Origin of the sequence: Actinomyces polynesiensis, assembly GCF_000820725.1 — a bacterium.
In the GTDB taxonomy this organism is placed as follows: domain Bacteria; phylum Actinomycetota; class Actinomycetes; order Actinomycetales; family Actinomycetaceae; genus Pauljensenia; species Pauljensenia polynesiensis.
On record NZ_CCXH01000058.1, the window covers coordinates 1 to 3783 of the forward strand.

The following is a 3783-nucleotide window of genomic DNA, read 5'->3' on the forward strand; positions in this document are numbered from 1 at the left end:
CCAAGGTGTTGCTCGCCACCGACCCCGCAAGGTCGCGGTACACGAACCACCCCGTCGAACCCGCGAACAACAAGACCGACAGCAGCACGGCGAGCACACCACGCCCCGCGCCGAAGCGGTACGGGTTGGTCGCCGCATGCATGACCGGGGCCGGGCCACCCCCACCGTGAACACTCATTGCGCACGATCGTACGTGAGAGCGCCGTATCCGACAGGGGTACGGGCGCTCCCGCAGTTCCGCGCCGGATCAGATCGGCCGGACACAGGGGGTGGCATCAGTGACAGGCCTGCGACGGACTCCCGATCCCGGCGGCGCAGCCGGGCGGACGGACCGGCGGCGACGCAGCCGGCGAGGGACCGGGACGGACCTCGACCTGGAATCAGGGCGGACCTCGGTGTCCGAATGGGACGGACCTCGCGGGGACAGGCGAGGGGCCCGGCCGATCGGCCGGGCCCCTCCGCGACGTCACTTCTTGTTGCGACGCTGGTGGCGCGTCTTGCGCAGCAGCTTGCGGTGCTTCTTCTTGGCCATGCGCTTGCGGCGCTTCTTGATCACGGAGCCCATGGGGTTCCTCCCTCGTCAACAGGTGAAGTGGCAGGTGCGACGGCCCGCCGGTCTGACTCGTCCGTGCCCGCGGGGGCACAACAGCCCCATCCTAGCCGCCAACTCCCCCAGCACGTTCATCGGACCACTCCGACAGACCCGCGTCGATCAGCTGCCTGACGGCGGACTCGGGGACCCTGAAGCTCTTCCCGACCCTGATCGCGGGCATCTCGCCGCTGTGGATCAGCCTGTAGACGGTCATCTTCGAGACGCGCATGAGGTCCGCCACTTCGGCCACCGTCATGAAACGGGGGGCGGACTTCTGGTCCATCGACGTCTCCCAGGGACATGAGGCGGCCGGATCCCAGTCCTGCGCTTGAGGGGCCTCGCAGGACATGATACGGCCTCGGTGTCCCCCTGCGGCAAGTGTCCACCGCCGAGGCGCGGCCCCGGGCCGGGAAGCGCGCGTCCCAGCGCCTAGCATGGGCACAGCCCGCAGCACCGCGGGCGACCGAACCCGACACCGGACCGAGGCAGGTGAGACGCATGGCATCCCTCCGTCGGGGTTCCCGCGGCCGTCGGCCCCAGGCCCCGGTGGACGCCTTCGACCCGCTCGCGCCCGAACCCGGCTCCGAACTCGTCCGTCCCGTGGAGGGACGCGCATCCACACTGCTCCGCAAGACACGTTCGGAGAAACTGCGCGAATGGGTGGACCGACAGGCCCGCAACTCCCCGGCGCGGCTCGCCCTCGCAGTCTTCAGCATCATCATCGTCATCGTCACCGCCCTGCTCAGCCTGCCCTTCGCCGCCGCCGAGGACGACCCCGTCGCCTTCGTCGACGTCTTCTTCACCGCGGTCTCCGCCGTGTGCGTGACGGGGCTGACCACCGTGGACACGGCCACCCACTGGTCGATCTTCGGCCAGGGGGTCATCGCACTGGCCATCGCGGTGGGTGGTCTGGGGGTCATGACCCTGGCGTCGGTGCTCGGCTTCGCGGTGTCGCGCCACCTGGGGCTCACCCAGCGAATGCTCGCGGCCGCGGAGACCAAGTCGGGCGGCCTGGGGCGCGTGGGAACCCTGCTGCGCGCCGTGATCGGCACCTCCCTCATCGCCGAGGGCGTGCTCTTCGTCGTGTTCCTGCCGCGCTTCCTCTCCCTCGGGGACTCGCTGCCGCAGGCGGTGTGGCACGCGATCTTCATGGCGATCTCCGTCTTCAACAACGCCGGTTTCGTCATCCTCGTGGGGGGGCTCTCGCCCCATGTCAGCGACTGGTGGATGCTGGTCCCCATCGGACTGGGCACCGTCGTCGGCGCGATCGGTTTCCCCGTCGTCACCGACATCACCGAGCGGTGGCGGACCCCGCGACGCTGGACGTTGCACACCAAGCTGACCCTGTCCATGTACGGCCTGCTCACCGTGGTGGGCTCGCTGCTCCTGGCCCTCACCGAGTGGACGAATCCCGCCACGCTCGGCGACCTCGACACGGGGTCGAAGATCCTCAACGTCCTCCTGGCCGGCGTGAACACGCGCTCCTCGGGCCTGTCCGCCCTCGACGTCAGCCAGATGCGCCCCCAGACCCACTTCGTGCAGGACATCCTCATGCTCATCGGCGGCGGCTCGGCCTCGACCGCCGGTGGCATCAAGGTCACGACCTTCGCGGTCCTCATGATCGTGGTGCTGGCCGAGGCACGGGGCGACCGCGACCTGGAGGCATTCGGCCGGCGCATCCCGGTCAACGTGGTGCGCCTGGCGGTGGCCGTCACCCTCATCGGCGTCTCGATGGTGTGCGTCGCCGTGGTCCTCCTGCTCACCCTCACCGATCTCTCGCTCGACGCGATCCTCTTCGAGACGATCTCCGCCTTCGCCACCGTGGGTCTCTCCACGGGCATCACCCCCGACCTCCCGGCGGCGGCCAAGTACGTCCTGGCCGTGCTCATGTACGCAGGCCGGACCGGCCCCATGACGGTGGCGGCCGCCCTGGCGCTGCGTGAGCGCCGACGGGTGATCCGCATGCCCGAGGAACGCCCGATCATCGGCTGAGGCCCGCGGCCCGGACCCGGGTGGGCAGCCCGACCCGACCCGGCGGGCGCGGACCCCACCCGCACCTCCGCCCGCCCCTCCGCCACGACGGGCGGGCACCACCGCTGCCCGGTGCGGTGGGAGAATGACCCCATGGCAGACGACAAGGCCCAGGCCTCGGGCACGTTGGTGATCGGGCTCGGACGGTTCGGCTCAGCCGTGGCGGCGACGCTGGACCGGCTGGGCCACGAGATCCTCGGGGTGGAGAAGGACGCCCGCCGCGTCCAGCAGTTCGCCGGACGCATCCCCCTGGTGGAGGCCGACGCCTCCAACGCCGAGGCACTCGAGCAGCTGGGCGCCCGCGAGTTCGCCTCGGCGGTTGTCGGCATCGGTTCATCCCTCGAGGCCTCGGTCCTCATCACCGCGAACCTCGTGGACATCGGCATCCCCTCGATCTGGGCCAAGGCCATCTCGCGGGAGCACGGCCGCATCCTCAAGCGCATCGGCGCCCACCACGTCGTCTACCCCGAGTTCGACGCCGGCCAGCGCACCGCGCACCTCGTCGGCGGCCGCATGCTCGACTACATCGAGATGGACAAGCAGGGGTTCGCCATCATGAAGCTCCGCCCGCCCAAGGAGGTCCAGGGCTTCACCGTCGGGGAGCTCGACCTGCGCGCCCGCTACGGCGTCAACCTCCTGGGGATCCTCCGACCGGGTCGCCCCTTCGAGTACGCCGACTCCCACACCCGGATCAACCCCGAGGACATCGTCATCGTCTCGGGGGACGCGATGCTCCTCGAGCACTTCGCCAACCGTCCCTGACGCTCCCCTCCCCCGCCTTGGGCGCCGCCCTCCCCCGGGATTCCCCCCGACGCCAGGTGCGGGTGGCGACGGGTACGGTGTGCGCCATGGCCAAGGAGAAGACATCGTTCCGGTGCACCGAGTGCGGGTGGACCTCCCCGAAGTGGGTCGGGCAGTGTCGCGAGTGCCAGGCCTGGGGGACCCGTGAGGAGTCCGGTCCCCGGGCCGGTGAGACGACGCCGACGGTGGCGCCACGTCGCCCGGCGGTCCCCACTGCGCAGGTCGACTCCCGCACCGCCCGCTCAACGACCCCACCGGTGTGGGCGAAACTCGACCGCGTCCTGGGCGGGGGGGGAATCTCCCCCCGGGGGCGGGTNTGCTGCTCGCCGGGTGAAGCCCGGGGGCGTTCGGCAAAAGTC

The 3783-nt window shown here is 70.6% G+C and carries 4 protein-coding genes and 1 pseudogene; 3 read left to right on the forward strand and 2 right to left on the reverse strand.

Features of this window, described 5'->3' with window-relative positions:
• Nucleotides 1–466: 466 nt before the first annotated feature.
• Both TA90_RS13605 and TA90_RS02115 read right to left on the reverse strand, forming a co-directional pair.
• Entirely contained in the window at nt 467–565 is a 99-nt protein-coding gene (locus TA90_RS13605; protein WP_003792170.1) for a 30S ribosomal protein bS22, read from the reverse strand.
• A gap of 91 nt (nt 566–656) precedes the next feature.
• On the reverse strand, nt 657–875 hold the full coding sequence (locus TA90_RS02115) for a helix-turn-helix domain-containing protein (RefSeq protein WP_043534375.1): 219 nt from the start codon (nt 873–875) through the stop codon (nt 657–659).
• 215 nt (nt 876–1090) lie between these two features.
• Between TA90_RS02115 and TA90_RS02120 the strand changes: the two genes are divergently transcribed.
• The 3 genes and pseudogenes from TA90_RS02120 to TA90_RS14810 form a co-directional block, all read left to right on the forward strand.
• A complete protein-coding gene (locus TA90_RS02120) occupies nt 1091–2584 on the forward strand; it encodes a TrkH family potassium uptake protein (RefSeq protein WP_052450386.1) in 1494 nt (497 codons plus the stop codon).
• Nucleotides 2585–2716: 132 nt separating this feature from the next.
• Nucleotides 2717–3385, forward strand: coding sequence for a potassium channel family protein (locus TA90_RS02125; RefSeq protein WP_043534374.1), 669 nt, complete (start codon nt 2717–2719; stop codon nt 3383–3385).
• A gap of 86 nt (nt 3386–3471) precedes the next feature.
• Nucleotides 3472–3783: pseudogene (locus tag TA90_RS14810) on the forward strand (hypothetical protein); the annotation flags it as partial.